23 protein-coding genes are annotated in these 26,908 nt (G+C 71.0%); 14 read left to right on the top strand and 9 right to left on the bottom strand.

Going from position 1 to position 26,908, the window contains the following annotated elements; translation table 11 throughout:
* Positions 1-18: 18 nt before the first annotated feature.
* Positions 19-1,179, bottom strand: a complete 1,161-nt coding sequence (locus ACSHXC_RS11670) for a PucR family transcriptional regulator (protein ID WP_438291512.1) — start codon at positions 1,177-1,179, stop codon at positions 19-21.
* Between the two features lie 203 nt (positions 1,180-1,382).
* Between ACSHXC_RS11670 and ACSHXC_RS11665 the strand changes: the two genes are divergently transcribed.
* Together ACSHXC_RS11665 and pruA are read left to right on the top strand one after the other, a co-directional pair.
* On the top strand, positions 1,383-2,309 hold the full coding sequence (locus tag ACSHXC_RS11665) for a proline dehydrogenase family protein (protein ID WP_438291511.1): 927 nt from the start codon (positions 1,383-1,385) through the stop codon (positions 2,307-2,309).
* 62 nt (positions 2,310-2,371) lie between these two features.
* Entirely contained in the window at positions 2,372-4,003 is a 1,632-nt protein-coding gene (gene pruA / locus ACSHXC_RS11660) for an L-glutamate gamma-semialdehyde dehydrogenase (protein ID WP_438291510.1), read from the top strand.
* A gap of 84 nt (positions 4,004-4,087) precedes the next feature.
* On the opposite strand, the gene ACSHXC_RS11655 is transcribed toward pruA, so the two are convergent.
* Complete coding sequence (locus tag ACSHXC_RS11655) at positions 4,088-4,792, bottom strand: nitroreductase family protein (RefSeq protein ID WP_438291509.1); 705 nt, start codon at positions 4,790-4,792, stop codon at positions 4,088-4,090.
* A gap of 73 nt (positions 4,793-4,865) precedes the next feature.
* On the opposite strand from ACSHXC_RS11655, the gene ACSHXC_RS11650 reads away from it, so the two are divergent.
* The gene (locus ACSHXC_RS11650) at positions 4,866-5,420 is read left to right on the top strand and encodes a GNAT family N-acetyltransferase (protein WP_438291508.1); all 555 of its coding nucleotides are present in this window, start codon (positions 4,866-4,868) and stop codon (positions 5,418-5,420) included.
* Positions 5,421-5,512: 92 nt separating this feature from the next.
* On the opposite strand, the gene ACSHXC_RS11645 is transcribed toward ACSHXC_RS11650, so the two are convergent.
* From ACSHXC_RS11645 to ACSHXC_RS11630, 4 genes are all read right to left on the bottom strand, one after another.
* On the bottom strand, positions 5,513-7,555 hold the full coding sequence (locus ACSHXC_RS11645) for a phosphocholine-specific phospholipase C (protein WP_438291507.1): 2,043 nt from the start codon (positions 7,553-7,555) through the stop codon (positions 5,513-5,515).
* 190 nt (positions 7,556-7,745) lie between these two features.
* Positions 7,746-8,483 (bottom strand): hypothetical protein, encoded by a 738-nt coding sequence (locus ACSHXC_RS11640; RefSeq protein WP_438291506.1) that lies wholly within the window; start codon positions 8,481-8,483, stop codon positions 7,746-7,748.
* Positions 8,480-8,827: a PadR family transcriptional regulator gene (locus ACSHXC_RS11635; protein WP_438291505.1), complete on the bottom strand. Its 348-nt coding sequence runs from the start codon at positions 8,825-8,827 to the stop codon at positions 8,480-8,482. The genes ACSHXC_RS11640 and ACSHXC_RS11635 overlap by 4 nt, the downstream gene beginning before the upstream one ends.
* Positions 8,828-8,942: 115 nt before the next feature.
* On the bottom strand, positions 8,943-9,941 hold the full coding sequence (locus tag ACSHXC_RS11630) for a zinc-binding dehydrogenase (RefSeq protein ID WP_438291504.1): 999 nt from the start codon (positions 9,939-9,941) through the stop codon (positions 8,943-8,945).
* 103 nt (positions 9,942-10,044) lie between these two features.
* Here ACSHXC_RS11630 and ACSHXC_RS11625 point away from each other — a divergent pair, with 103 nt between their 5' ends.
* Positions 10,045-10,986: a LysR family transcriptional regulator gene (locus ACSHXC_RS11625; protein ID WP_438291502.1), complete on the top strand. Its 942-nt coding sequence runs from the start codon at positions 10,045-10,047 to the stop codon at positions 10,984-10,986.
* Here the strand turns inward: ACSHXC_RS11625 and ACSHXC_RS11620 are convergent.
* Positions 10,901-11,878: a LysR family transcriptional regulator gene (locus ACSHXC_RS11620; RefSeq protein WP_438291501.1), complete on the bottom strand. Its 978-nt coding sequence runs from the start codon at positions 11,876-11,878 to the stop codon at positions 10,901-10,903. The two genes, ACSHXC_RS11625 and ACSHXC_RS11620, sit on opposite strands and share 86 nt — an antisense overlap.
* A gap of 93 nt (positions 11,879-11,971) precedes the next feature.
* Here ACSHXC_RS11620 and ACSHXC_RS11615 point away from each other — a divergent pair, with 93 nt between their 5' ends.
* Positions 11,972-13,375 (top strand): MFS transporter, encoded by a 1,404-nt coding sequence (locus ACSHXC_RS11615; RefSeq protein WP_438291500.1) that lies wholly within the window; start codon positions 11,972-11,974, stop codon positions 13,373-13,375.
* A 230-nt stretch (positions 13,376-13,605) separates the two neighbouring features.
* Positions 13,606-13,734, top strand: a complete 129-nt coding sequence (locus tag ACSHXC_RS11610; protein ID WP_267056578.1) for a hypothetical protein — start codon at positions 13,606-13,608, stop codon at positions 13,732-13,734.
* Between the two features lie 12 nt (positions 13,735-13,746).
* On the opposite strand, the gene ACSHXC_RS11605 is transcribed toward ACSHXC_RS11610, so the two are convergent.
* On the bottom strand, positions 13,747-15,321 hold the full coding sequence (locus ACSHXC_RS11605; RefSeq protein ID WP_438291499.1) for a purple acid phosphatase family protein: 1,575 nt from the start codon (positions 15,319-15,321) through the stop codon (positions 13,747-13,749).
* Positions 15,322-15,472: 151 nt separating this feature from the next.
* Here ACSHXC_RS11605 and ACSHXC_RS11600 point away from each other — a divergent pair, with 151 nt between their 5' ends.
* A complete protein-coding gene (locus tag ACSHXC_RS11600) occupies positions 15,473-16,522 on the top strand; it encodes a 3-isopropylmalate dehydrogenase (RefSeq protein WP_438291498.1) in 1,050 nt (349 codons plus the stop codon).
* Positions 16,523-16,760: 238 nt separating this feature from the next.
* Positions 16,761-17,846 (top strand): branched-chain amino acid aminotransferase, encoded by a 1,086-nt coding sequence (locus tag ACSHXC_RS11595; protein WP_438291497.1) that lies wholly within the window; start codon positions 16,761-16,763, stop codon positions 17,844-17,846.
* A 3-nt stretch (positions 17,847-17,849) separates the two neighbouring features.
* Here ACSHXC_RS11595 and ACSHXC_RS11590 read toward each other — a convergent pair whose 3' ends face one another.
* Positions 17,850-19,286: a cytosine permease gene (locus ACSHXC_RS11590; RefSeq protein ID WP_438291495.1), complete on the bottom strand. Its 1,437-nt coding sequence runs from the start codon at positions 19,284-19,286 to the stop codon at positions 17,850-17,852.
* 127 nt (positions 19,287-19,413) lie between these two features.
* Here ACSHXC_RS11590 and ureA point away from each other — a divergent pair, with 127 nt between their 5' ends.
* The 6 genes from ureA to cimA all read left to right on the top strand — a co-directional run bounded on the left by ureA (position 19,414) and on the right by cimA (position 26,842).
* Positions 19,414-20,109 (top strand): urease subunit gamma, encoded by a 696-nt coding sequence (gene ureA, locus ACSHXC_RS11585; protein ID WP_438291494.1) that lies wholly within the window; start codon positions 19,414-19,416, stop codon positions 20,107-20,109.
* On the top strand, positions 20,109-21,791 hold the full coding sequence (locus tag ACSHXC_RS11580) for an urease subunit alpha (protein WP_438291493.1): 1,683 nt from the start codon (positions 20,109-20,111) through the stop codon (positions 21,789-21,791). Before ureA ends, ACSHXC_RS11580 begins: the two co-directional genes overlap by 1 nt.
* 11 nt (positions 21,792-21,802) lie before the next feature.
* Positions 21,803-22,840: an agmatine deiminase family protein gene (locus tag ACSHXC_RS11575; protein WP_438291492.1), complete on the top strand. Its 1,038-nt coding sequence runs from the start codon at positions 21,803-21,805 to the stop codon at positions 22,838-22,840.
* A gap of 45 nt (positions 22,841-22,885) precedes the next feature.
* Positions 22,886-23,491, top strand: a complete 606-nt coding sequence (locus tag ACSHXC_RS11570; protein WP_438296535.1) for a TetR/AcrR family transcriptional regulator — start codon at positions 22,886-22,888, stop codon at positions 23,489-23,491.
* 88 nt (positions 23,492-23,579) lie between these two features.
* On the top strand, positions 23,580-24,893 hold the full coding sequence (locus ACSHXC_RS11565; RefSeq protein ID WP_438291491.1) for an MFS transporter: 1,314 nt from the start codon (positions 23,580-23,582) through the stop codon (positions 24,891-24,893).
* Positions 24,894-25,198: 305 nt separating this feature from the next.
* A complete protein-coding gene (cimA, locus tag ACSHXC_RS11560) occupies positions 25,199-26,842 on the top strand; it encodes a citramalate synthase (protein WP_438291490.1) in 1,644 nt (547 codons plus the stop codon).
* Positions 26,843-26,908 lie beyond the last annotated feature (66 nt).

The following is a 26,908-nucleotide window of genomic DNA, read 5'->3' as shown; positions in this document are numbered from 1 at the left end:
CCGTAAGGCAGTTGAGTGTCACAGTCGTGCCGCCTTCAGTGCCATGTGGAGCAGTAGCCGGTCCTCGCCCTGGTCCAGGTCCAGGCCGGTGAGGTGCTCGACGCGGGACAGGCGGTAGTACAGCGTCTGGCGGTGGATGCCCAGGGCCGCCGCCGCGCGCCCCGCCTGGCCCGCGTGGTCGAGGAACACCTCGGCGGTGCGGGCTAGTTCGCGGTGGGCCGGGGTCAACAGGGCCCGTACCGCGGGATCCTGGTCCCGTACGGCGGGCAGGGCGGTCAGCGTGCGGTACGGGCCGATGTCCGACCACTGGGCGACCGGGCCGAGCCGGGGTTCCGCAAGTGCCGCACGCACGGCGGAGGTTGCCTCGTTGTGGGCGAGAGCGAGCTCGGCGAGACCGCGGCGGGCCACCGCCACCCCCGCCGCCGCACCGTTCCCGGCATCCCCGCGCAGCCGCTCAGCCGCGGTCCTGGCCGGCGCGAGCGCGTCCGCCGACCGCAGCCGCACCAGGGCGGCAAGACCCAGCGCCCCGCTCGCGCCCAAGGACGGCCACGGCACCGTGCACACCGCCGCGGCCCCCGGCACCGTCCGGGCCGAAGGGGCGTCCTCGCTCGGCCACGGGGCCACGCACACCAGCGCGTGCAGGCCCTCCGCGTCCGGGCCGAGCGCCGCCTGCAACGCGGCCGTCGCCGTGTCGCGCTGCCAGCCGCGCTCCGCGGTGAGCGCCGCCCGGAACTCGCGCGAGAGGTCGGCGCCGGCCTGCGCCTCGTCCGCGAGCAGCACCCCGATCCTGATGGCCACCTCCATCGCCGCTGCCAGCTTGTCCTCGGCCGGCCCCGGCTCGGCGTCGAGCAGCCAGACGTACCCGAGGGCGACGCCCCGGTGGCGTACCGGAAGACAGATGCGGCTGCGGAAGACCCCCGCGTCGGGGGCCGCCGGGATGCGGACGGGGCTGGTGGCGCGGGTGATGCCGAAGCCCTCGAACCAGGCGCGGACGGCGGGCGTCGACTTCCTGGTCAGGATCGAACGGGTGCGGACCGGGTCCATCGCGAGATCGTCGTCCGAGTCGTGCGCACCGAAGGCGATCAGCCCGAAATCCCGGTTCTCCAGCGTCGCGGGGGCGCCGAGCAGCGCCGAGATTTCATCGACCAGATCCTGGTAGTCGCCCTTCACAAGAGCCATTCTCGCTCATCCCGGAAGGCGCTTCAGACATGTGTATGAGATCTGGGCCACGGATGCGTGACAGCTGTCGATGGCAGAGGATCGGGGAGATCCTTAGGTTTCACGGTGGTTCTCCGTGCCGATACCGGTACGTCCGGAAGGCGTCCATCGTCCCTCCGGTCCCGGTCGCGGCCCTCGTCTAGTTCTTTCCGTGGAGGTGCCCCGTGCTGGGTCCCGTGATCCTCGCCGCGTCGCGCAGCGACAAGATGCGCAAGCTTGTTTCGGCCGCCCCGGTGACCAAGCCCGTGGTGAACCGGTTCATCCCCGGCGAGACCGTCGACCAGGTCGTCCCGATCGTCGAGGAGACCGTCGGCAAGGGCCTGGAGCTCACCCTCGACGTGGTCGGCGAGGACATCACCACCCCCGAGCAGGCCACCCACGCCCGCGACGCCTACCTCGAACTCATCGAGCGCCTGGGGGCCCTCGGCCACGGCACCAAGGCCGAGATGTCGGTGAAGCTCTCCATGTTCGGCCAGGCCCTGGACGGCGGCCACGAGCTGGCGCTCGCCAATGTGCGCCCGGTCGTCGAGGCCGCCGCCGCGATCGGCACCACGGTCACCCTGGACGCCGAGGACCACACCACCCTCGACTCGATGTTCGCCATCCACGAGGAGCTGCGGAAGGACTTCCCGCAGACCGGCTGCGTCATCCAGGCCTATCTCTTCCGCACCGAGGCCGACGCCCGCCGCCTCGCCGCGAACGGCAGCCGCGTACGCATCGTGAAGGGCGCCTACAAGGAGCCCGCCGAGGTCGCCTACCAGGACAAGAGCGAGATCGACAAGGCGTACGTCCGCATCCTGAAGATCCTCATGGAGGGCGAGGGCTACCCGATGATCGGGTCCCACGACCCGCGCCTGATAGCCATCGGCCAGGAGCTCGCCCGGCGCGCAGGGCGCAAGCTGGACGAGTACGAGTTCCAGATGCTGTACGGGATCCGCAGCGAGGAGCACCTGCGGCTCGCCGCCGAGGGCCACCGGATGCGCGTCTACACGGCGTACGGCACCGACTGGTACGGATACTTCATGCGGCGCCTCGCGGAGAAGCCGGCCAACCTGCTGTTCTTCGTCCGCTCGATGATCACCAAGAACTAGATTTCGGACAGGCCCCGTGCCTCCCATCGCCCGAACACCCCTCATAAAGGAGTCAAGGACCCATGGACGCTGTGACCCAGGTCCCCGCCCCGGTCAACGAGCCGGTGCACGGCTACGCCCCTGGTTCCCCGGAGCGCGCCCGTCTGGAAGCCAAGCTCAAGGAACTGGCGGAGAACCCCGTCGACCTGCCGATGACCATCAACGGTGAGAAGCGGATGGGCGGTGGCCAGCGCTTCGACGTCGTGCAGCCGCACAACCACCGCGCCCTCCTCGGCACCTACGCCAACGCCACCGAGCAGGACGCCCAGGACGCGGTCGACGCCGCGCTCGCCGCCGCCCCGGCCTGGCGCGCGATGTCCTTCGACGACCGCGCCGCGATCATCCTGCGCGCCGCCGAGCTGCTGGCCGGCCCCTGGCGCGAGACGCTGGCCGCCTCCACGATGCTCGGCCAGTCGAAGACCGCCCAGCAGGCCGAGATCGACACCCCGTGCGAGCTCGTCGACTTCTGGCGCTTCAACGTCCACTACGCCCGCAACCTGCTCGCCGAGCAGCCCCCGGCGAACTCCCCGGGCGTGTGGAACCGCATGGACCACCGCCCGCTCGAAGGCTTCGTCTACGCGATCACGCCGTTCAACTTCACGGCCATCGCGGGCAACCTGCCGACCGCCCCGGCCCTGATGGGCAACGTCGTCGTGTGGAAGCCGTCCCCGACGCAGACCCACGCCGCCGTGCTGCTCATGGAGCTCCTGGAGGAGGCGGGCCTGCCCAAGGGCGTCATCAACCTCGTCACCGGTGACGGCCTGGCCGTCTCCGAGGTCGCCCTCAACCACCGCGACCTGGCGGGCATCCACTTCACGGGTTCGACCAAGACCTTCCAGCACCTGTGGAAGACCGTCGGCACGAACATCGAGAAGTACCGCACCTACCCGCGCCTGGTCGGCGAGACCGGCGGCAAGGACTTCGTCGTCGCGCACCCCAGCGCCGACCGCGCCGTCCTGAAGACCGCGCTGACCCGCGGCTCCTTCGAGTTCCAGGGCCAGAAGTGCTCCGCGTCCTCGCGTGCGTACATCCCGGCCTCGATCTGGAACGACGGCTTCAAGGAGGAGTTCGCGGCCGAGGTCGACGGCATCTCCATGGGTGACGTCACCGACCTGTCGAACTTCATCGGCGCCGTCATCGACGAGCGCTCGTTCGCCAAGAACAAGGCCGCGATCGACCGCGCGAAGGCGGATGCCTCCTGCACGATCGTCGCGGGCGGCACCTACGACGACTCGGTGGGCTACTTCGTCCGCCCGACCGTCATCGAGTGCACCGACCCGGCGAACGAGGTCTTCACGACCGAGTACTTCGGCCCGATCCTGGCGATCCACGTCTACGACGACGCCAAGTACGACGAGATGCTGGAGCAGATGGAGTCGGCCTCCGACTACGCCCTGACCGGCGCCGTCATCTCCAACGACCGTGCCGCGGCCGCCCACACGATGGAGAAGCTCCGCTACGCGGCGGGCAACTTCTACATCAACGACAAGTCGACCGGCGCCGTCGTCGGCCAGCAGCCCTTCGGCGGCGGCCGTGCCTCCGGCACCAACGACAAGGCGGGCGCCCCGCAGAACCTGATGCGCTGGACGCTGACCCGCGCCATCAAGGAGACGCTGGTCCCGCCGACCGACTACACGTACCCCCACATGGGCTGACCCCGTAGTCGCACCGAACCCCGCCCCCGTCCTTGGTCCCCCAACCGAGGACGGGGGCGGTTTCCATGGCGGCCGGCCGGGCGCTCAGACCTCGATCAGGACCTGGTCGAGGGACTTGCGGACCAGGTCGGGTACTTCGCAGTCGTCGGCGGGATAGCCGACCGGGATGACGGCGAACGCCTTCTCGTTCGCCGGCCGTTCCAGGACCTCGGACAGGAAGCGCATCGGGCTCGGCGTGTGTACGAGGGCCGCGAGGCCGGACTGGTGGAGGGCGGAGAGCAGCATGCCCACCGCGATGCCGACCGACTCGTCGACGTAGTAGTGCTTGTGCTTGGTGCCGTCCTCGGCCAGCCAGTAGCGCTGCTGGAAGACGACGAGCAGGACCGGGGCATCGGTGAGGTGGGTCTTCACCGCGTCCGTGCCGATCGGCCGCAGCGCCGCGAGCCACTCCTCGCCGAGCCGCCCGTCGTAGGAGATCCGCTCCTCCTCCTCGGCCGCCTCACGGATGCGGCGCCGTACGTCCGCGTCCTTGACCAGGACGAACGTCCACGGCTGCTGGTGCGCGCCGGAGGGTGCGGTCGCGGCGCAGGCGACCGCGTCGCGGACGGCCTGCTCGGGAATCGGGTCGGGCGAGAAGCGGCGCACGGTGCGGCGCTCGTCCATGCGCTCGCGCAACCCGGCGGCTCGCGCCAGGGTCTCGGTGCTGGCCATCCGGGCCGGCCGGTAGGGGACGGGCCGGTACGGCTCGCCGTGGATCGGGGTCCAGTGGTGCTCGGTAGGTGTGGGCATGGGGGGAGTCTGGCGGTGGGGTGTGGTCTGGTCCAAGGGCCTTTTCCCGTAGGTGACCTGAAAAGGGCAGTGGATGGGGCCTGGGAGGATGGGGTGCATGGATGTGATGCGACGCACTGTGCACACTTGTGAGTTGGGCCCCGCCCGACTCGCCGGGATCCGCGCCCTTCTCGACGCCGCCTTCGACGGGGACTTCAGCGACGAGGACTGGGACCACGGGCTCGGCGGCCTGCACTCCCTCGTCCACCACGACGGCGAACTCGCGGCTCACGGCAGCGTCGTCATGCGGCGGGTGCTGCACGCCGGACGCTCGTACCGCATCGGGTACGTCGAAGCCGTCGCCGTCCGCGCGGATCTGCGGCGGCGCGGGCTCGGCGGGCTGGTCATGGCGGACCTGGAGCGAGTGATCGAGGGTGCCTACGCCTTCGGGGCGCTGTCGGCGAGCGAGGCGGGCGCCCCGCTGTACCGGGCGCGGGGCTGGCAGGCGTGGGAGGGGCCCATCGAGGTGCTCGCGCCGGAGGGGGTGGTGCGGCTTCCGGGCGAGGAGGGCAGCACGTATATGTGGGGTCAAGTCCCGTCTGCCAGGCACCCGTTGACCTTCGACTGGAGGGATGGGGACGTGCTCTAGCGCTCTGCCGGGGTGCGGAATTTTGGGTGCGGGCCGGCTGTGGCCGGTCGCGCGGCTCGCCGACCGCCACCCGCGAGCCCGCACCGCGAACGTCACCCGCTGACCGAAGCCGCCCCCGTCTCGATGTGCCCCATGTAGCGGCGTGACCACGTCGAGTCCGAGTCGGCCGTGATCGTGAAGTCGTACCAGCCGTTCTGGTAGGCCACCGCGTTGAAGAAGTCCTCGGTGGAGCCGCCCGCCGGGACGTTGTACGTCCACGTGCCGGTCCGGTACTGGTTCGAGGTGATCGTGAACTTCACCGCAGCGGCGGAGGAGTTGGTCATCTTGAACCACACCGCCATCTTGCCCGTGCCGGTCTCCACCGCGTAGCGCGACGCCGCCTCGATGGACTTGCCCGCCTTCGTCGCATCGCCGACGAAGCGGCGCTGGAAGCGGTTCGGGCCGACCATGGTGAAGTCGTACTTGCCCGCGCCCGCACCCGTACCGATCTGGAAGAAGTCGGTGGCCGTGCCGCCCGGGTCGACCGTGTACTGCCACGGCGTGGTGTCGCGGTAGGCGTTCGGGTGCAGGGAGAAGTGCGCGGCGCTGGTGGCGGGGGAGCCCTGGTTGGCCATGGAGAACCAGGCGAGGATCTGCCCGCCGGTCTGGAACTCGAACCGGTCGAGGTTGCCGTTCGGCTGGTACGGCAGCGCGCGTGCCGGGCGGGTGCCGGACTCCTGGGTGGGCAGCGCGTTGTTCTGCGGCGCGGGATTGGGCAGCGGGCCGCACGTACTGATGCCGATCACCTTGGTGGCCGGGAGCCCGGACGGCATGCCGTACACCGGCGAGGAGAAGTCGAATACGCCCGTCAGGTCACCGGTGACCTTGCGGCGCCAGGCGCTGATGTTCGGGCAGGTGGCCGGGGTGCCGAGGGCGGCCGTCCACTTCTCCATGAAGCGCAGCACCGAGGTGTGGTCGAAGACCTCGGAGGAGACCCAACCCCCGCGCGTCCAGGGCGACATGACGAGCATCGGCACCCGGAAGCCGAGACCGTACGGGATGCCGTTCAGGAACTCGCCCGCGGTGCCGGCGGGCGGCGACGGCGGGGGCACGTGGTCGAAGAAGCCGTCGTTCTCGTCGTAGTTGAGGAACAGGACGGTCGAGTCGAAGACGTCGGGGGCCGCGGCGAGCGCCCGGTAGACCAGGTCGACGAAGTGCGCGCCGTCGCCGGGCGGGGCGTACGGGTGCTCGGAGAAGGCCTGGTTGGCGACCACCCAGGACACCTGGGGGAGCGTCCCGGCGAGCGCGTCCGCCTTGATCGCGGCGGCGATGTCGTCGGGGGTGGAGCCGGTGGCCGCCGGCACGGAGCCCATGCCGCGATCGTGCAGCGGGTCGCCGGCGGGCGCGGAGGTGAACTTGGAGAAGTATGCGAGCCCGTTGTCGCCGTAGTTGTCGTTGGCGTTCTGGTACACCTTCCAGCTGACCCCGGCGCGCTGGAGGGCCTCGGCGTACGTCTCCCAGGTCAGGCCCGACTCGTCGCCGCCGTCGTAGCTGGAGCCGTCGACCTTGCCGCTCCACAGGAAGGTGCGGTTCGGCCCGGTGGCGCTGAGCGTCGCGCTGAAGTACGCGTCGCAGATCGTGTAGTTGTCGGCCAGCGCGTAGTGGAACGGGATGTCGCCCCGGTCGAGGTAGCCGAGCGAGCGCACGTTGCCGACGCCCGAGACCCAGCTGTCCATCCGGCCCTTGTTCCACGCGGCGTGCTGCGAGGTCCAGCTGTGCGGGAGGTCGCCGTTGCACTGGGCGAGGGTCTCGCCGTCGGCGCCGCCCGAGGCCGGGGTCGAGCTGAGCTTCCACGGGTACTGGCGCCCGGTCCCGTTCGGCTGGTTGAAGACGGGCTGTCCGCCCGCGAGCAGGATGCCGCTCTTGTCGCCGAAGCCCCGGACGCCCTTGAGACGGCCGAAGTAGTGGTCGAAGCTGCGGTTCTCCTGCATCAGGATCACCACGTGCCTGACGTCCTTGATGGTGCCGGTCGCCGAGGCGGCCGCCGTGCTCGTGACCGCCGTACCGACGGCCTCGGCCGCCCCCGAGGGCAGCACGGCACCGGCCGCCACGCCCGCACCGAGTGCCACGAATCCTCTACGACTGATCGGTGTCATCCGCCCGCCTCTTCGGTCGCATGTGCCCCAGCGGCACATCGAGCGCAAGAGTGGCGCCAGCCAATGGTCTGAAGCCAGACCTCTACAGGGAGAGATTTATGAACACTCGGTCAACGGTGGGATTTCTTAAGGTCCGATGAAGGGTCACATGGCCGACAAGGGGGTGCCTCCCTTCGCCGGCCCCGGGTCGTCAGCGGCTCTCGATGCCCTTGGCCACGTCCCGCTTCACCCCAAACCAGGCGAGCAGCACGCCCACGGGGACCGCGCCCAGCATGCCGAGGTAGACGCCGGGCCGGCTCAGGTCGATCAGGCCGAAGCTGTAGCCGAGCACCAGCAACACCATCGAGATGACGGACATGGCGACCAGAGCCCGGGACTTGGCGCTGAAGAACACATGCCGCGTGGGCTGCGCCGGGGTCGCGGCGAGTTCGGCGGCCGGGCCCGCGCTGGCGGCGGCCGGGCGCTTGAAGTACGTCATGTGCAGCCAGCGGCCGCACGGCTCCCAGCCGTCCGGCTCAAGATCGGCGAGCAGTGCCTCGCGCCCCTTCGCGCCGTGCGCGGTCTCGCGGCGGTACTCCCAGCGCATCGCCGCGTCCGGCCGGCGGCACACGAAGCGGCCGACGAAGTCGATCTCCTCGACCTCCCAGCCCTCGGCCCCGTACTGGTTGAGGAGCAGCCGGTCGGTGTAGATGTCGGCGGTCCACTTCCAGGTCTCGGCCCCGGCCTCGGCCTCGGGCCGCTCGGCGGTACGTCCCTGGGTGAGCCGGTCGGCGAAGACGTCCGGCGCCCCGAACTCCTCGCGGGCGTCGGCCGATCCGGACTCCGCGAGGTAGCCGGTCAGGTCGGCGACGGTCGCCGACACCTCCTGCTCCGGCATCCCGCGTGCCGCGAGCAGCCGGCCGAGCTCGGCGAAGTATTCGGTGTTCACGCTGGTCCCCCTGGAACGGTGCTGGTGAGCATGGTGGTGACGGCCGAGTGGAACTCCCGCCAGGAAGCGCCCTGTTCGGCGAGCGCCCGGCGGCCGTCCTCGGTCAGCCGGTAGTAGCGGCGCCCCGGCCCGCGCTCGGCGGCCCGGAACTCGCCGACGGCGAGGCCGGCTTCCTCCAGGCGGTTGAGTACGGGATAGAGCGTCCCGCCCTTGATCTCGCCGAGCCCGGCGGCGGTGAGTGCCTTGGAGATCTCGTACCCGTAGCTCTCACCCCCGGTGAGACAGGACAGGACGAGGAGGTCAAGGACACCCTTGAGCCAGCTGGATCTGCGGTCTGCGGCCATGCCTGTATTCCACCACCACCTAGGTAGGAATGCAATCTAGGTCGGGATGTCGTGTGCAGGGGTGCCAGGCTCAGGGGGTGCCGTGCACAGGGGGGCGTCCACGCAGGGTGCGCGTTCAGTCGGTTACGTGGATGAGGAGCTTTCCCGTGTTGGACCCGCCCAGCATCCCGATGAACCCGTCCAGGATTCCGTCGAACCCGTCCACCACCGTCTCGTCCGACGCAACCCGCCCGGACCGCAGGTGCGGGACGAGGAAGTCCTCCAACTCGCCTTGTGCGTCACGGTGGTTGCGGACCAGGACGCCCTCCAGGCGCAGGTTCTTGCCGACCACGTCGTAGAGGTTGCGGGGAGCCGCGGGCGGCTCGGCGAGGGTGTTGTACTGGGCCACCGCGCCCACCCAGGCGATCCGGCCGTGGTCGCGCAGGCCCGCGATCGCGCCCTCCAGGTGGGTGCCGCCCACGTTCTCGACGACCGCGTCCACCCCGTCCGGGGCGGCCTTGGCGAGCAGCTCGCCGACCGGGCCCTCGTGGTAGTCGAAGGCGGCGTCGTAACCGACCGTCCCCGTAAGGTAGTCGACCTTTTCCGCCGACCCGGCGCTGCCGATGACGCGGCCCGCGCCGAGCAGCCGGGCGATGCGTCCGGCGGCTGTGCCGACGCCCCCGGCAGCCGCCGTGACGAACAGGTCCTCGCCGGGCTTGAGGCTCAGGGTCCGGGTGAGCGCCACATAGGCGGTCAGCCCGGTGCCGCCGAGGATGCCGAGGTGGGCGGAGAGCGGGACACCGTCGTACGCCTTGATCTTGCGGACCCCGTCGACGCCCAGGGTCACCGGGGCGTGGGTGCGCCAGCCCTCACGGTGGAAGACGAGGTCGCCCTCCGCGAGGCCGGGATCGCGCGAGGCGAGCACCCGGCCGAGCGCGCGGCCCTCCAGCGGGGTGCCCAGCGGGCCCTCGTCCATCACCTCGCGGTGATACGGGTCCACCGAGAGGTAGAGGTTCTCGACGAGGGCGGTGCCGGGGGCGGGGTCGGGGATCTGGGCCCGGACCAGCTCGAAGTCGGCCGGGGTGGGGAGCCCGTCGGGGCGGGCGGTCTGCTGAACGGTGATCGAAGTCGTCATGGCCCAGGACGTTAGAAAGGAATGCGCGGACCCGGCAGGGGGTTGCGTCGATGGAACCGAGCGATCCATCAACTCTGCTCATACGTACAGGTGGGAGCCCCTCATGCCCAGCGACCTCGCCCCGCACGAACTACGCGTCCTGGTGGCCGTGGAGCGCGAGCGCGGCTTCTCCGCCGCCGCCGAGAAGCTCGGCATGACCCAGTCCGCCGTCTCGCACTCGGTGCGCTCCAGCGAGGCCAAGATAGGTGCGGTTCTCTTCGAACGGGGCAGGCGTGGCGCGACCCCGACGCCCGCCGGGAGCCGGGCTGTCGCCCACGCCCGCCGGGTGCTGCGGCTTCTCGACACCCTGGCGGCCGAGGCGCGCGGGGCCGCGCCCGACCCGGCCGACGACACCGTCGCGGGGCCGCTGCGGATCGCCGCGTTCCGCAGCGCCGCACTCCAGTTGCTGCCCGCCGCGCTGGAACGGCTCACCGCCCGGCACCCCGGGATAGTGCCGGAGGTCAGCCTGGTGCGGGAGGTCGGCGCGGGGACGGCCGGGGAGGTGGCGGCGGGGCGCGCGGACCTCGGCATCGCCACGATCGGGACCACCTCGCCGATCCCGCCCGGGCTCGTCGGCGACGTACTCCTGGAGGAGGGGTACGCGCTGGTGCACCCGGCCGGGCATGCCGCGCCGCGCTCGCTCCCGCTGGTCGACTGGACCGAGAACTGCACGTCGTACACCCGGCGTTGGTGGGCCGAGCAGGAGTGGATCCCGGCCGCCACGGTCCGCGCCGAGGACGACGGAGCGGTGCTCTCGATGGTGAGCAGCGGTTTCGGAATGGCGATCATGCCGGAGCTGTCCCTGGTCGGAGCACCGCCCACCATCGAGATCACTGATCTCGGCCCGGAGCGCCCGACACGCTCCGTCGGCTATGTGACCACCCCCGAACTCGCCGGGTCCGTCGCCGTGCGCGGCCTGATCAGGGAACTGAGGGCGATGCGGCCCCAGCCGCCCCTGACTCGGTCCGCCCGTACGGGCCCGGCCCAGGCCCGCCCGCCCCGCTGACCCCCGCCACTATGTCCGCGAGCGCCCCCCGCAGCCACCGGTGCGCCGGATCCGCGTCCACCCTGATGTGCCAGGCCTGCACGAACGGGCTGGCCGGCAGGCCGAGCGGAATGTCGAGGATCGTGAGCGGCATCGCCCGGACCGCCTCGACCGCGAACTGCCGCGGCACCAGCGCCAGCGCGTCCGAGCGGAGCGCGAAGAAGCAGGCCGCCGAGTACGTCGGCGCGGTGGCGAGGACGTCGCGGGTCAGGCCGAGTTCGGCGAGCCGCTCGTCGACCACACTGCGCACCCGGCCGCGCCGGGTGACCGTGATGTGAGGGAGCGCGGCGAACCGCTCGGGGGTCAACCGCTCGGCGGCGTAGGGCCCGTCGGCGCGCACCACGGCCGCGTAGGCGTACTCACCCAGCGGGCTGCTGCGGATGTCGTGCGGCAGATCGTGCATCTGCCCCACCTCCAGGTCGATCCGGTCCCGAAGATCGGCCGGGTCCTCATCGCCCTCGGGGAGCATCCGGAGCCGCACCCCGGGCGCCTCGCGCATCACCCGCTCGGTCAGCGCCGAGCCGAAGATGACGGCCACGCTGTCGTTGGACCTGATGGTGAACTCCCTTTGCAGGGTGGCGAGTTCGAGTTCCTGCGGCGGACGGAGCGCGGCCAGTGCGGCCGCCAGGGCCGCCTCCACGCGCGGCTGGAGCTCCCTCGCGCGCGGCGTCAGCGTGAGGCCGCGCCCCGACGGTACGAGCAGTTCGTCGCCCACCACCCGGCGCAGCCGACCCAGGGTGCGGCTCATCGCGGACGGTGAGATCCGCATCTCGGCGGCGGCCCCCGCCACGCTCCCGGCCCGCAGCAGGGCATCGAGCGAGGGCAGCAGATTCATGTCCGGCAGCTGTTGCATGCGCCGAGTATGGCCGAATGATGCACAGCACGCACGCCTCACCTAACCAACCAGACCTTGTGTGCAGCAATGGCCGCGGCCAGTCTTGACCCCATGCTCGAACCCAGACAGCGCGCCACCGCCCTCCTCGTCGCCGGCTGTTTCTTCATGGAGATGCTCGACGGCACCATCGTGGCCACCGCCGCCCCGCAGATGGCGGCCTCCCTGCACACCACGCCCGCCTCCGTCGGCCTGGTGATCACCGCGTATCTGCTGACCCTCGCCGTGCTCATACCGCTCAGTGGCTGGCTCACCGCCCGCTACGGCGCCCGGCGGATCTTCCTCACCGCGATCGTGGTGTTCACCCTCGCCTCGGCGGGCTGCGCGGCGAGCGGGAGCCTCGGCCTCCTCATAGCCATGCGCGTGCTGCAAGGAGCGGGCGGCGCGATGATGGTGCCGGTCGGCCGGCTCCTGGTGCTCAACGGGGCCCAGAAGACCGACATCCCGAAGATCATGGCGTACATCGTGTGGCCGGGCCTGATGGCGCCCGTCGTCGCCCCGCTGCTCGGCGGACTGCTCACGACGTACGCCAGCTGGCACTGGATGTTCCTGGTCAACCTGCCGCTCGGCGCGGCCGCGTTCGCCGTCGCCCGGCGCCTGGTGGCGGCCGGGCCCACCGCGACCCCGCCGCCGCTCGACGTGCCCGGCGTGCTGCTCAGCTGCACCGGGCTCGCCGCCCTCACCTGGGCCGCCCACCTGGTCGCCGACACCGACAGCGGCTGGCCGGTGGCCGCCGCCGTCGCCGCGCTCGCGGTCCTCGCGCTCGGCGCGGCCGGACGTCATCTGCTGCGCACCGCCCACCCGTTGGTGAATCTGCGCACCCTGGACGTGGCGTCGTTCCGGGCCACCGTGACCGGCGGCTCGCTCTTCTGGATCGTGGTCGGCGCCATGCCGTTCCTGCTACCCCTGCTCTTCCAGGAGGTGTTCGGCTGGAGCGCGGTGAAGTCCGGTGCCGTGGTGCTCTTCGTGTTCGTCGGCAACATCGGGATCAAGCCCGCGACCACGTATCTCCTCAACCGCTTCGGCTTCCGCCCGCTGCTGATCGTCTCCACCGCCGGGCTCGCCGCGACCGTCGCGGGCTGCGCCCTGCTCACCGGTGCGACCCCCGTCGCCGTGACCGCCGTCCTCGTCATGCTCAGCGGGGCCACCCGCTCGCTCGGCCTGACCTGCTACTCCACCATCGCGTTCAGCGAGATGGCCCCCGAGCGGCTGCGTGACGCCAACGCGCTGTCCGCGACCGCCAATCAGCTCGCGGCCGGGCTCGGGGTCGCCGTCGCGACCGTCGCGCTGCGCCTGGGCGGTGCCTTCACCGATACCCCCTCCGCCGCCTACGCGGTGGCGTTCTGCCTGCTCGGCGCGGTGGGCCTGGCCCCCCTGGTGGGCGCGCTGCGGCTGCACCGGGGCGCGGGGGACGCGGTGCGTACGAAGCTCGCGCAGCCGTCTGGCCGGACCGCGTAGCGAGGGGTCCGTCTCAGATAGTAGGAAGTCCGAGTAATTGTGGAGACAGACTCCAGCGCAAGGCTTAGCTTTGTAGAAGCCGAACGTCTCGCAGATCCAGCGAATGGCGGTCGTGAGCGCAGTGCCCCTTGGCAGGCAACCCCTGCGGCAGCGCTCCCCGCCCCTTCCGGCACCTCACTGCATCCGCCGGGGCCTGCCCCCGGACCTCTCAGCAGAGGAGTCGAATTCCCATGGTCAAGCAGCCCGCCCGCCGAGTCCGTCACTCTTCGCGCAGCAGCGAGTCCGACCGCAAGAACGCCGCCGCCGCCCTCCAGCGTGCGCTGGACCGCAGGGACAACGGCGGCGCCACGGGGCACTGAGCCCCTTGCCGGCTAACGCCCGCGCTGGATCTCGAAGTGGTCGATGCGCTCGCCCGTCTCGGCGAGCGCGCTGACCTTCATCCTCGGGTGGCGGCCGGTCTCGACCTCCACCGCGAGGAACGAGTAGTTGGTGTAGCGGACCCGCGACCACTCCACGGTCTCGGTGACCTTCGCGCCGCCCTTGGCCCAGTGGTAGGTGTCCACGCTGTCGCGGTCCGCGACATGGCCCTCGTACGAGTCGGGCACCGGGAAGCTGTACAGCGAACGGCCCGCCGCACCGGCCGTGACGTACACGATGCCGTCGCGGGTCGGGTCGGTGCGCCCGCCGATCGCGACCTTGCGGCCCACCTTGTTGCCCTTGATGGCATCGGTGCGCTCGTACACGTGGTTGTGCCCGTTGATCACCAGGTCCACCTGGTGCTTCTCGAACAGCGGCACCCACACGTCCCGCACGCCCCCCTCCGAGGCGTGCGAGCTGGTCGTCGAGAACGCGCAGTGGTGGAAGAAGACCACGATGAAGTCGACCGCGTGATGGGCGCGCAGCTCACCGAGCCGCTTGTCCAGCCACTGCGTCTGCCTGCCGCCGCTGATGCCGTAGTTGGCGGGGATCTCGTACGAGACGTCGTTCGCGTCCAGCGCCACCACGCCGACGTTGCCGTGCACGAACGAGTAGACGCCGGGCTGGTTCACCGGGTCCGGGCCGTTGGCCGGCAGCGACCAGCGGGCGTTCTGGCCGCCGTAGCCCTGCGGCGAGTACCAGGCCTCCATGTCGTGGTTGCCGGTCGTCACCATCCACGGCACGGTCTTCGCGACCGACTCGGTCTGCGCCAGGAACTGGTCCCAGGTGCGCGCGTCGTACTGGTCCGACGACTGGCCCGAGCCCGACGGGTCGGCGTAGCAGATGTCGCCCGCGTGCAGGTGGAAGGCCGGGTTCTGGCCCAGGATCACCTGGTCGTTGCCCAGCGCGTGATAGCTGACGCCCTGGTCGCCGAAGGCCGTGAACGTGAAGTTCTCGGCGTGCGCCGGAGCGGTGGTGAAGGTGCCGAGCGTGCCGAGGTTGCGGCGGTCCGCCGGGTCGAAGCCGTCGTGGCCGACCCCGTAGTAGTACGTCTGGCCGGGCCGCAGCCGGTCCAGGCCCGCGTGCACGTAGAACTGCTCGGCCGCCGCGATCTTCCCGCCGTTCAGGGCGGGCGTCGTCAGGTGGCGCACCTCGGCGTCGATCTTCCGGCTCAGCGACCACGGGCTCGTGCCGATGCGGATGTACGGCTTCTTCACCGCGAACGGGACCTGCCAGGAGACCCGCATCTGCGTCTTGGGGTCGGCGCCGTACGCGAGGTGCCGGCCGAACGGCGCGGCCAGTGAACCGTCAACGCCGGTACGGGAGTTCGAGATGAGCGCGGTCGGGGTCGCGTACGCGGGCGAGGCCGCCCCGGCCGTCGCGACGCCGGCACCGGCGACCGCGGCGGTCGCCACGGTGGTGCGCAGCACCCCACGACGGGTCAGCTTGCTGCGCAGGTACTCGTGCTGCTCGGCCATGCTCATGCGCGCGGCGAGCTGGTCGGGGATGCCGAATCTCGGGATGTCCATGGCGGAAACGTCCTCCTTGGAGTCGACGCGATTCTCACTGAGAGGTGAACGCCGGGCATACACCTGGCCACAGCGTTTCGCGGGCGATGTCCGATGGTCCACACTGTGGACATCGGGTGTCAATGGCTGGGACGGCGAGTAGGGTTTCCCCATGTCGGCAAGTTCTCGCAGCATCAATCTCGCAGTGATCCCCGGTGACGGCATCGGCCAGGAGGTCGTGGCCCAGGGCCTGAAGGTTCTCCGTGCCGTCCTTCCGCAGGATGTGAAGCTGGAGACCAGGGAGTTCGACTTCGGCGCCCGGCGTTACCACGCCACCGGTGAGACCCTCACCGACGCCGACGTCGAGGCCCTCAAGCAGCACGACGCGATCCTGCTCGGCGCGATCGGCGATCCCTCGGTCCCGTCCGGCGTCCTGGAGCGCGGCTTCCTGCTGAAGCTCCGCTTCCTCTTCGACCACTACGTCAACCTCCGCCCCAGCAGGCTGCTCCCCGGCGTCGCCACCCCGCTCGCCGGCCAGCCCGAGATCGACTTCATCGTCGTGCGCGAGGGCACCGAGGGCCCGTACACCGGCAACGGCGGCTCGATCCGCACCGGAACGCCGCACGAGGTCGCCACCGAGGTCTCGGTCAACACCGCCTACGGTGTCGAGCGCGTGGTCCGGGACGCCTTCGCCCGCGCCCAGGCCCGCCCGCGCAAGAAGCTGACGCTGGTCCACAAGAACAACGTCCTGGCCCACGCCGGGCACCTGTGGACCAACATCTTCAACAAGGTGGCCAAGGAGTTCCCCGACGTCACCACCGACTACCTGCACGTGGACGCGGCGACGATCTTCCTCGTCACCGACCCGGCGCGGTTCGACGTGATCGTCACCGACAACCTCTTCGGCGACATCATCACCGACCTCGCCGCGGCCGTCTCGGGCGGCATCGGCGTCGCGGCCTCGGGCAACATCAACCCGAGCGGCGAGTTCCCGTCGATGTTCGAGCCGGTGCACGGCTCCGCCCCGGACATCGCGGGCCAGGGCAAGGCCGACCCGTCGGCCACGGTCCTCTCGGTCGCCCTGCTGCTCCGCCACCTCGGCCACGAGGCCGAGGCGGCCCGCATCGAGGCCGCCGTCTCCGAGGACCTCGCGGCCCGCGGCGACTCGGCCCGCACCACGGACGAGATCGGCGACGCGCTCGCCGTACGCGTAGCCGGCTGACCCGCGGCACACCTACGCAACAGCCGCCGGGTCGCATTTCGCACCCGGCGGCTTTTCGCATGCGCCCACCGGGTGACACCATCAACCCCGGACCGCACATCACGCCGTTATGTCCAAGGCCCCGCCAAGAGCGATAATCGGACGTGGGCCGCGACATGCGGAGCAGCTCGGACGTCCAGGCAGTAGCAGCGGCGTGAGCGCGGTCCGTCACTATCCACCGGTGAAGGACACAGCACTCATGACGACGCCCACGATCGAGCTCAAGCCCACCTCGCATCCGCTGTCCGACGCGGAGCGCGAGGCGATTCTGGCCAGCCCCGGTTTCGGCCGCCACTTCACCGACAACATGGTGACGGTCCGCTGGACCGAGGGCCGCGGCTGGCACGACGCCCAGCTCGTGCCGTACGCCCCGCTGTCCATGGACCCGGCGAACATGACGCTGCACTACGCGCAGACGATCTTCGAGGGCCTCAAGGCGTACCGCCAGCCCGACGGCACGGTCGCCACGTTCCGGCCCGAGGCCAACGCCGAGCGCTTCCAGTCCTCGGCCCGCCGCATCGCGATGCCCGAGGTGCCCGTCGACCTCTTCATCGCGGCCTGCGACGCGCTGATCCAGCAGGACAAGGCGTGGGTCCCGGCCACCGGCGAGGCCTCCCTCTACCTGCGCCCCTTCATGATCGCGACCGAGGTCGGCCTCGGCGTGAAGCCGGCCAACGAGTACCTGTTCATCGTGATCGCCTCCCCGGCCGGTGCCTACTTCCCCGGCGGCGTGAAGCCCGTCTCGGTGTGGCTGTCCGAGGAGTACGTCCGTGCCGTCAAGGGCGGCACCGGCGCGGCCAAGACCGGCGGAAACTACGCGGCTTCCCTGGTCGCCCAGGCCGAGGCCGCCCAGCACGGCTGCGACCAGGTCGTCTGGCTCGACGCGGTCGAGCACCGCTGGATCGAGGAAATGGGCGGCATGAACCTGTACTTCGTGTACGGCGACAAAATCGTCACCCCGGAGCTGACGGGCTCGCTGCTGCCCGGCATCACCCGCGACTCCCTCCTGAAGATCGCCCGCGATCTCGGGTACGAGGCCGTCGAGGGGCGGATCTCCACGGAGGACTGGAAGCGGGACAACGAGAACGGCTCGCTCACCGAGGTCTTCGCCTGCGGCACGGCCGCGGTCATCACCCCGGTCGGGTCGGTCAAGTCCGCCCGCGCGAACTGGACGCAGGGTGACGGTGAGCCCGGCGAGGTCACGATGAAGCTCCGCAAGGCGCTGCTCGACCTTCAGACCGGGGTGTCCCCGGACCCCCACGGGTGGATGCACCCGCTGGGCTAGAACTCAGCTCTCCGCGAGGGCCGCCGTCGACTCCGTGTCCGCGGCGGCCCTTTCGGTTGCCCAGGAGCGGGCGGTCAGCGCCATGTACGCCAAACCGCCCACCACCCCCGACAGCAGGAAGCTGCAGTCCACTCCGCCTGTCCAACTCAGCAGTGGGCCCTGGTAGTTGGGCAGGGAGACCGCGAGGATCCCCGTGGCCGCGCCCAGGGCCCAGGCGGTCGCCGCGCGGAGGTTCCAGCCGGCCCGGTACCAGTAAATACCGCCCCGCGAGCGGCGGTTGAAGACCTGGAGGGCGTCCGCGTCGTACACGCCCCGGCAGCGCACGAAGCCGATCAGGGTGATCACCGCCCAGGGCGTGCCGATCGCCGTGAGCAGCAGGACGAACGAGGTCATCGCTGCTTGCGCGTCCCAGGCGAAGTGGCCCGCGAACACGCACACCGTGGCGACGCCCGCCACCGCGAACGTCGCCTGGGTCCGCGAGGCGCGCGGCAGGATCGCGTCCAGGTCGAGGCCCATCGAGTAGAGCATCAGACCCGCGTTGCCCACCGAGCCCGCCGAAGCGGCCAGCAGCAGCGGCACCAGGTACCAGCCGGGGGCGGCCGCGACCAGCGGGCCCGCGTAGTCGGTGGCCGCGCGGGCCGCGTACGCCGTGAACGTACCGAAGAGCTGGGGCACCAGGAGGCCCGCCGTCAGGCCGAGCCAGGTCGCGTGCAGGACGCGGCGCGGGCGGTGCCGGGCCGGCGAGATGTAGCGCGTGTAGTCGCCGAGCAGCGTGATGAACGCGATCGGGCCGCTCAGCCCCGCCGCGACGAGCGCGAGCAGCCAGGTCGGCCAGAACGAGCCCAGCAGACAGCCGCCCGCGTCCGGCAGCGCCGAGGTGGTGAAGTGCGGTGCGTAGGCGACGACTCCGAGGATCAGCAGCGCCGTCATGCCCACCGCCAGGATGCGCGACAGGCGAAGCAGCACCCGGTAGCCGTACACCGCGCCGATGACGGTGGCCGCGGCGAGCAGCGCGTACACGATGCCGTACGAGATCCCGCCCGTCGGCAGGCCGAACAGGCGGTGCAGGACGCCCGTCATCGCGTCCCCGCCGATCCACACGGTCAGCGCGGTGTACCCGAGCGAGAGCAGCAGGCCCACCACGGAGCCCACCAGCCGTCCGCGTACGCCGAATTGGGCGCCCGACGACGTCGACAGGTTCGTGGCCGTACGCAGTGAGACGAGCGCGAGCGGGGCCGTCAGGAGGGTGCCGACCGCCGTGCCCGCGATCACCGCGCTGACCGAGGCCCACCAGTCGAGGCCGAAGGAGACCGGCAGCCAGCCGAAGACGATCACCCCGAGGCAGAGGTTCGAGCCGAGCAGGATCGACACGAGATCGCGCGGCCCGCTGGTTCGTTCCGCTTCCGGGACCGTGTCGACTCCGCGCTGTTCTATGGGCATGCCGGCGCCTCTCACTCTCGGGGGGTTTGAGTGGCGCTCAATGTGGCTCATGCCAAGCGGTGCCGTCAATGCTTCCACTCTGTGGAATCTCTGGTTAGAGTGGCGTTCAAACAGGAGGTGTGGTGGCGTGCGACTGACCCCGACGGAGCGTGACCGGCTGCTGCTGTTCGGCGCCGCGGAACTGGCCCGGGCCCGCAGGGCCCGCGGGCTCCGCTTGAACGTGCCCGAGGCGACCGCCCTGATCGCGGACACCGTCTGCGAGGCGGCCCGCGACGGCCGGCGGCTCGCCGAGGCCATCGAGGCGGCCCGCGCCGTGCTCGGCCCCGACGACGTGCTGCCCGGCGTGTCCGACGTGGTCACCGAGGTCCATGTCGAGGCCGTCTTCGACGACGGCTCCCGGCTCGCGGTGGTGTCCGACCCCATCGGCGGCACGGCCGGCGAGGCCGCCCCCGGCGCCCTGCTGCCCGGCGACGGCTACCCGGAGGCCGCCCCCGAGGTCCGGCTCACCGTGACCAACACCGCTTCGGTGCCGGTCAGCGTCACCTCGCACTTCCACTTCTTCGAGGCCAACCCGCGGCTCGACTTCCACCGCGCGGCCGCCTACGGCATGCGGCTCTGCGTGCCCGCCGGGTCCTCGGTGCGGTTCGGGCCCGGCGAGAGCGAGGAGGTCGGCCTGGTCCCGATCGGCGGCGACCGCGTCGCGATCGGCTTCGCGGGCCTGGTCGACGGGCCGCTCGACGCACCCGGCGCGAAGGAAGAGGCCCTGCGCAGGGCCGCCGCCTGCGGCTACCTGGGAACCGGCCCCCGTGAGGGAGACAAGTGATGGACCCGTACGAGTACGCCTCCGTGCACGGCCCCCGCACCGGGGACCGGATCCGGCTCGGGGACTCGGGTCTGACCGTCCGCGTCGAGTCCGACTCGCAGGCCCCCGGCGACGAGTTCCTGGCCGGCTTCGGCAAGACGGCCCGCGACGGGCTGCACCTGAAGGCGGCCGCAGTGCGCGAGACCTGCGACGTCGTGATCAGCAACGTCGTCGTGATCGACGCGGTGCAGGGCATCCGCAAGGTGTCCATCGGCATCCGCGAGGGACGGATCTGCTCCATCGGGCGGGCCGGGAACCCCGACACCCTCGACGGCGTCGACGTGGTCGTCGGCACCGGCACCTCGATCGTCTCCGGCGAGGGGCTCATCGCCACCGCCGGAGCCGTCGACCCCCACGTACACCTGCTCTCGCCCCGCATCATGGAGGCCTCGCTCGCCTCCGGTGTCACCACGATCATCGGCCAGGAGTTCGGCCCGGTCTGGGGCGTCGGCGTCAACTCGCCCTGGGCGCTGCGCCACGCGTTCGCGGCCTTCGACGCCTGGCCGGTCAACATCGGCTTCCTCGGCCGGGGTTCGTCCTCGAACGGCGCCCCGCTGGTGGAGGCGCTCGCCGAGGGCGGGGCCTGCGGGTTCAAGGTCCACGAGGACATGGGCGCGCACACCCGCGCGCTCGACACCGCGCTGCGGGTCGCCGAGGAGCACGACGTCCAAGTCGCCCTGCACAGCGACGGGTTGAACGAGTGCCTCACCGTCGAGGACACCCTGAAGGTGCTCGAAGGCCGCACCATCCACGCCTTCCACATCGAGGGCTGCGGCGGCGGGCACGTACCCAATGTGCTGAAGATGGCCGGGGTGCCCAACGTCATCGGGTCGTCCACCAACCCCACTCTTCCCTTCGGGCGGGACGCGGTCGCCGAGCACTACGGCATGATCGTCTCGGTCCACGACCTCAAGACCGACCTGCCGGGCGACGCCGCGATGGCCCGCGACCGCATCCGCGCCGGGACCATGGGCGCCGAGGACGTGCTCCACGACCTGGGCGCGATCGGCATCACCTCCTCCGACGCACAGGGCATGGGCCGCGCGGGCGAGACCGTACGCCGCACCTTCGCCATGGCCGGGAAGATGAAGGCCGAGCTCGGCCCCCTGGAGGGCGACGGGCCCGGTGACGACAACGCGCGCGTCCTGCGCTACATGGCGAAGCTGACCATCAACCCGGCCATCGCGCACGGCCTCTCGCACGAGATCGGCTCCATCGAGGTCGGCAAGATGGCCGACCTCGTGCTGTGGCGCCCGGCCTACTTCGGCGCCAAGCCGCAGATGGTCCTCAAGTCCGGCTTCCCCGCCTGGGGCGTCACCGGCGACCCCAACGCGGCCACCGACACCTGCGAACCGCTCGTGCTCGGCCCGCTGTTCGGCGCCCACGGCGGGACCGCCGCCGAGCTGTCCGTCGCCTTCGTGGCGAAGGCCGCCCTCCACCAGGGCGGCGACCGGCTGCCGACGCGCCGCCGCCGGGTCGCGGTGCGCGGCACCCGCGGCATCGGCCCCGCCGACCTGCTGCTCAACTCCCGTACCGGGGCCGTCGGCGTGGACGGCCGCACCGGGCTCGTCACCCTCGACGGCGACCCGCTGCGCTCCGAACCGGCCGACTCCGTCTCCCTCAACCGCCTCTACTTCCTGTAAGGACCGCCCTGATGTCTGCTGCCGCCGACGGCTTCCGCATGCCCGCCGAGTGGACCCCGCACGAGCGGACCTGGATGGCATGGCCGGGTCCCAACGTGACGTTCCCGAACGAGGCCGAGCTCGCCGAGTCCCGAGCCGCCTGGGCCTCGGTCGCCCGCGCGGTACGCCGCTTCGAGCCGGTCACCATGGTCGTCGGACCGGGGCAGGCCGACAGCGCCCGCGCCCTGCTCGGCCCCGGCATCGAGCTCGTCGAGCGCGAACTCGACGACGCGTGGATGCGGGACATCGGCCCCACCTTCCTCACCGACGGCAAGGGCCGACTGGCCGCCGTGGACTGGACGTTCAACGGCTGGGGCGCCCAGGACTGGGCGACCTGGGAGCACGACGCGAAGATCGGCGCCCAGGTCTCCGACCTGGCCGGGGCGCGTACGTACACCTCACGCCTGGTCAACGAGGGCGGCGCGATCCACGTCGACGGCGAGGGCACGGTGCTGCTCACCGAAACCGTGCAGCTCGGCCCCGAGCGCAACCCCGGCTGGACCCGCGAGGAGGTCGAGACCGAGATCCACGCCATGCTCGGCACCCGCAAGGCCATCTGGCTGCGGCGCGGCCTGACCGCCGACTACCCGCCGCACGGCTACGGCACCCTCGGCCATGTCGACATCGTCGCCGCGTTCGCCCGGCCCGGCGTCGTGGTCGTCCACACCCAGCCCGACCCGGCCCACCCCGACCACGAGCTCTGCAAGGAGAACGTGGCGCTGCTCCGCTCCCGGACCGACGCCCGGGGCCGCTCCCTCGAAGTCGTCGAGATCCCCGCGCCGACCGTCCTCAAGGACGACCACGGCTGGGTCGACTACTCGTACATCAACCACTACCTCTGCAACGGCGGCGTGGTCCTGTGCGCCTTCGACGACCCGCGCGACGAGAACGCGGCGGGCATCTTCCGCCGGCTCTTCCCCGAGCGCACGGTGACCCTCGTCGACGCCCGGACGATCTTCGCGGGCGGCGGCGGCATCCACTGCATCACCCAGCAGCAGCCCAAGGTGTGACCGCGCGGGGCGGTGGCGCGCGCATCGGGTAGAACTGGTCGGGTGATGAGTCCCGCCGCCCGCCGCCGCAACACCGCTCCGCCCCGCGAGGAGGTGCTCGTCGCCGCCATGGCCACGATCGCCGAACGCGGCCTCGACGGGCTCACCATGGCCGGGCTCGGCCGCGAGGTGGGCATGTCCAGCGGGCACCTCCTCTACTACTTCCGCTCCAAGGACGAGCTGCTGCTCCAGACCCTGGAGTGGAGCGAGGGCCGGCTCGGCGAGGAGCGCCGCGGCCTGCTCGCGCGGCCCGGCACGGCCCGCGAACGCCTCGATGCCTACATCGACCTGTACGTCCCCGACGGGCCGCGCGATCCGCACTGGATCCTGTGGCTGGAGGTCTGGAACCGCTCGCAGAACGCCGACCACGCCGCCCGCGCCCGCCAGGCCGCCATCGAGGGGGCCTGGCACCGCGACCTGGTCGCGATAGTCGCCGAGGGGGTCTCGCGCGGCGAGTTCCGCCGGGTGGACGCCGACCGCTTCGCGGCCCGCCTGCGCGCCCTGCTCGACGGGTTCAGCGTGCATGTCGCGGTCGGCCTGCCCGGCACCGGGCGGGCCCAAGTCCTCGACCACGTAAGGGAGTTCGTGGACGAGTCGCTGATGCGTCGCTGACGGCGGGAACGCAACGCACGTAAGTAGGCCCGATCGTTGCGCCCGCACGCCTTGTCGGCCGCGCGGGCCTGCGCCAACGTGAGCGTCCATGGGACGAGAGCACTGGAAGAAGATCTGGGTCGGTTCGGCCGGCAACATGGTCGAGTGGTTCGACTGGTTCGTGTACGCCACGTTCGCCGTGTACTTCGCGGACGCGTTCTTCCCGAAGGGCAACGAGACCGCCAACCTCATGAACACCATGGGGATCTTCGCGGTCGGCTTCTTCATGCGGCCGGTCGGCGGCTGGCTGCTCGGCCGGATCGGCGACCGCAAGGGCCGCAAGGCGGCGCTCACCCTGACCGTCACCCTCATGTCGGCCTCCGCGATCCTGATCGCGATCGCACCGACGTACGCCGTCGCCGGGTACGGCGGAGTGGCCGTCCTCCTGGTGGCCCGGCTTCTCCAGGGCCTCTCGGTCGGCGGCGAGTACGCGGCCAGCGCGACCTATCTCACCGAGGCCTCCGACCCGAAGAAGCGCGGCTTCGCCTCCAGCTTCCAGTACGTGTCGATGACCGCGGGCCAGCTCCTCGGCCTCGGCCTCCAGATCGTCATGCAGCGCAACCTCTCGGACGCGGCCCTGCACAGCTGGGGCTGGCGCGTCCCCTTCATCGTCGGCGCCCTTGGCGCGGCCGTCGTCTTCTACCTGCGCCGCTCCATGCTGGAGACCGAGGTGTACGAGGACTCGGGCGCCGCCCACGACGCGGACCGGGGCACCCTGAAGGCGCTGTGGGCGCACAAGCGCGAGGCCCTGCTCGTCATGGCGCTCACCATGGGCGGCACGGTCGCCTACTACACGTACACGACGTATCTGACGAAGTTCCTGTCCAAGAGCGCGGGCATGGACAAGTCGACTGCCTCGCTCGTCAGCTTCTGCGCGCTGTTCGTGTTCATGTGCATCCAGCCGCTGGCGGGTGCGCTCTCCGACCGGGTCGGGCGCCGCCCGCTCCTGATCACCTTCGCCGTCGGCTCCACCTTCCTGACCGTGCCGATCATGAAGATGCTCAGGCACGCGGGCACCTTCTGGCCGGCCTTCGGCCTCGCCCTGCTCGCCCTGGTCGTCGTCACCGGCTACACCTCGATCAACGCCTGTGTGAAGGCCGAGCTCTTCCCGACCGGCATCCGCGCGCTCGGCGTCGCCCTGCCGTACGCGATCGCGAACGCGCTGTTCGGCGGGACGGCCGAATACGTGGCGCTCTGGTTCAAGCAGGCGGGCATCGAGTCCGGCTTCTACTGGTACGTGGCGGGATGTGCGGCGGTGTCCCTGGTCGTCTACCTGACCATGCGGGAGACCCGCGATATTGATCTCAACCGGGTCAAGGACGAACCCCGGCGAACGCAAGCGGAACCGGTTCCTTCGAATTAGTGCAGGTCGGGGGCGCCCGGATGGTGAGACCCCGCCTCCGGGCCCCGGGCCCGTATGGCAGACTGCGAGCGTGCTCGCTTCCCGCATGATTATGGACAGCAGCGCGCCGGTCCGCAGTGATCGCTGAACCGTGGCACAACCCGCGGCAGCGGCCATCGTGCCCCAGACCCGCGCGCAGACCTCTCGCACCCGCGAGGGGTCTTTTCGTTTACCGGCCCCACCACGGCCGGGGGCGAGGAGCGCGGCGACGGGGGCAAGTGGAGCCATGAGTTCGGAGCCACTCACCCGACAGGAGTCAGATCAGCATGACGACCAACGAGGCGAACGAAGCCGCCGAGGAGAGTCTGCTCGCCGGCCTTCGGGTCGACGACAGCTTCCATGTCTTCGACACGACGCTGCGCGACGGCGCCCAGCGCGAGGGCATCAACCTCACCGTCGCGGACAAGCTGACGATCGCCCGGCATCTGGACGAGTTCGGTGTGGGCTTCATCGAGGGCGGCTGGCCCGGCGCCAACCCCCGCGACACGGAGTTCTTCGCCCGCGCGCAGCAGGAGATCAGCTTCCAGAACGCGCAGCTCGTGGCCTTCGGCGCGACCCGCCGCGCGGGCGGCAAGGCCGCCGAGGACCCCCAGGTGCGGGCCCTGCTTGAGTCCGGCGCCCCGGTGATCACGCTGGTCGCCAAGTCGCACGACCGGCACGTCGAGCTGGCGCTGCGCACGACCCTGGACGAGAACCTGGAGATGGTCCGCGACACGGTGGCCTACCTGCGCGAGCAGGGCCGCCGGGTCTTCGTGGACTGCGAGCACTTCTTCGACGGCTACAAGGCGAACCCGGAGTACGCCAAGGCCGTCGTACGGGCCGCCAGTGAGTCCGGCGCCGACGTGGTGATCCTGTGCGACACCAACGGCGGCATGCTCCCCGCCCAGATCCACGCCGTCGTCGCCACCGTGCTCGCCGACACCGGCGCCCGGCTCGGCATCCACGCACAGGACGACACGGGATGCGCGGTCGCGAACACCCTGGCCGCCGTCGACGCGGGCGCCACCCACGTCCAGTGCACCGCCAACGGCTACGGCGAGCGCGTCGGCAACGCCAACCTGTTCCCGGTCGTGGCCGCCCTGGAGCTCAAGTACGGCAAGACCGTGCTGCCCAAGGGCGCGCTCGCCGAGATGACCCGGATCTCGCACGCCATCGCCGAGGTGGTCAACCTCGCGCCCTCCACGCACCAGCCCTACGTCGGTGTCTCCGCCTTCGCCCACAAGGCGGGCCTGCACGCCTCCGCGATCAAGGTCGACCCCGGCCTTTACCAGCACATCGACCCCTCGCTGGTCGGCAACCACATCCGGATGCTGGTCTCCGACATGGCGGGCCGCGCCTCCATCGAGCTCAAGGGCAAGGAGCTCGGCGTCGACCTCGGCGACGACCGCGCGGTCGTCGCCCGCGTCGTGGAGCGGGTCAAGGCGCGCGAGCTCCAGGGCTACACCTACGAGGCCGCCGACGCCTCCTTCGAGCTGCTCCTGCGCGACGAGGTCGAGGGAGGCCCGCGCGACTACTTCCGCATCGAGTCGTACCGGGCGATCATCGAGACCCTCAAGGACGGCACGCACGCCAACGGCGCCACCGTGAAGTTCTGGGTCGGCGACGAGCGCATCATCGTCACCGCCGAGGGCAACGGCCCGGTCAACGCGATGGACTCGGCGCTGCTCCAGGGCCTGGAGCGGTTCTACCCGCAGGTCGCCAAGTTCGAGCTGGTCGACTACAAGGTCCGCACCCTGGAGGGCAAGCATGGCACCGCCTCCACCACCCGCGTCCTGATCACCACCACGGACGGCACGGGCGAGTGGACGACGGTCGGCGCCGCCCCCAACGTCATCGCCGCGTCCTGGGAGGCTCTCCAGGACGCCTACACCTACGGCCTGCTCCGGGCCGGGACCCAGCCGCCGCAGTAGGCACGCGATCCGGGGGACGGGGCCCGTGCCCCCGGGATGTGTCCACGGTGGAGCAAGCCGACCCGC

Source organism: Streptomyces sp. HUAS TT7, from assembly GCF_051550175.1.
GTDB lineage: Bacteria > Actinomycetota > Actinomycetes > Streptomycetales > Streptomycetaceae > Streptomyces.
The sequence above is the reverse complement of the archived record's forward strand: the minus strand, read 5'-3'. Positions and strand labels throughout refer to the sequence as shown.